This window comes from Amycolatopsis antarctica (assembly GCF_002262875.1).
GTDB lineage: Bacteria > Actinomycetota > Actinomycetes > Mycobacteriales > Pseudonocardiaceae > Amycolatopsis > Amycolatopsis antarctica.
Genome location: NZ_NKYE01000038.1, coordinates 1 through 1,581, shown reverse-complemented (window position 1 = coordinate 1,581; position 1,581 = coordinate 1). Strand labels below are relative to the sequence as shown.

At 71.3% G+C, this 1,581-nt stretch carries 2 protein-coding genes; both read left to right on the top strand.

Annotated elements, in window-relative coordinates; all coding sequences use genetic code 11:
• The first annotated feature begins 83 nt into the window (after positions 1 to 83).
• Positions 84 to 671 (top strand): phosphopantetheine-binding protein, encoded by a 588-nt coding sequence (locus CFN78_RS28325; protein WP_133116514.1) that lies wholly within the window; start codon positions 84 to 86, stop codon positions 669 to 671.
• 30 nt (positions 672 to 701) lie between these two features.
• A partial coding sequence (locus tag CFN78_RS28320; RefSeq protein WP_205660686.1) for a beta-ketoacyl synthase N-terminal-like domain-containing protein occupies positions 702 to 1,581 on the top strand: 880 nt, incomplete at its 3' end.

Here is a 1,581-nt window from a genome sequence, read left to right as displayed (position 1 = left end):
CTGTGGGCAGTCGTCATCCGTTGGTTATTGCTACTGCTGGTGTGGATGGGGCGGGTGTGGTGTCGGGTGGTGTGGTGCCGTCGATGCTTCGTGGGTTGGTTCCGGTCACCCGCCGCACCGCCAGCGCCCTGCCGACCCCGGCCGAGTTCACCGCCCGGCTGGCTGGGCTGCCCGAGGACGAACGCCGTCGGGCGCTCACCGACCTGGTGCGCGACTCGGTCGCCGGGGTGACCCAGTCCTCGGCCGAGGCGATCGTGGCCGACCGGGAGTTCCAGGCGCTGGGGTTCACCTCGCTGACCGCGGTCGAGCTGCGCAACCAACTCGGCGCGGCGACCGGTTTGCGGCTGCCGGCCACCCTGGTGTTCGACTACCCCACCCCGGCGGCGCTGGCCGAGTACCTGCTCACCGAACTGGCCGGGCCCACGGCCGAGTCCGAAGCCCCTGGCCTGCTCGCCGAGCTGGACCGGCTGGAGACCGTGCTGGCGGCCAGCGACCCCGATCTCGCCACCCGTAACGGCGTCGCAGCGCGGCTCAGCCGGTTGCTGGCCGGATGGAACGCACCGGCCCCGGCCGCCTACTCGGACCGGACGCCGGGGGACCGGTTCGCCTCGGCCAGCGCGGACGAGGTCCTCGACTTCATCGACAACGAACTCGGCCGGTCGCGCGACTGATCGACGCCGGGCCACAGGAAGGACACACCGATGGCGGATGACGGCAAGCTCGTCGATTACCTCAAGTGGGTCACCGCGGATCTGCACGAGACCCGCCGTCGGCTCGCCGAGGTCGAGGCCGGCCGGCACGAACCAGTGGCGATCGTCGGGACGGCCTGTCGGTTCCCGGGCGGCGTGCGATCCCCGGAGGACCTGTGGGACCTGGTGGCCGAGGGACGGGACGCCGTCACCGGTTTCCCGACCGACCGCGGCTGGGACATCGACGCGCTCCGCGGTGAAGGCCGTGGCTCCAGCGTGACTCTGCAGGGTGGTTTCGTGGACGGCGTCGCCGACTTCGACGCCGGCTTCTTCGGTGTGTCCCCGAACGAGGCCCTGGCTATGGACCCCCAGCAGCGACTGCTGCTGGAGACCTCCTGGGAGTCCCTGGAGCGGGCCGGTGTGGTCCCGGCCTCCCTGCGAGGCAGCCGGACCGGAGTGTTCGTCGGCGCCGACGGGCAGGACTACACCAATCTGGTGCTGATGTCCGGGCAGGGCGGCGATACCGGGGCCGGCACCGGCCTCGCGGCCAGCGTGCTCGCCGGGCGGGTCGCGTACACGCTGGGTTTGGAGGGGCCGGCGATGACGGTGGACACGGCGTGTTCGTCGTCGTTGGTGGCGATGCATCTGGCCGCGCAGGCGTTGCGGTCGGGTGAGTGTTCGCTGGCTCTGGCCGGTGGGGTGACCGTCATGTCCACCGCGCTGCGTTTCATCGGCTTCTCCAGCCAGGGCGTGCTGGCCGGCGACGGCCGGTGTAAGGCGTTTTCGGGTGCGGCGGATGGGACTGGTTGGTCGGAGGGTGTTGGGGTGGTGGTGTTGGAGCGGTTGTCGGATGCGCGGGCGAATGGGCATCGGGTGTTGGCGGTGGTGCGGG

What these genes read in the sequence shown, in the direction of transcription:
- CFN78_RS28325 (WP_133116514.1), top strand. Translation starts at nt 84, where the DNA reads ATGCTTCGTGGGTTGGTTCCGGTCACCCGCCGCACCGCCAGCGCCCTG.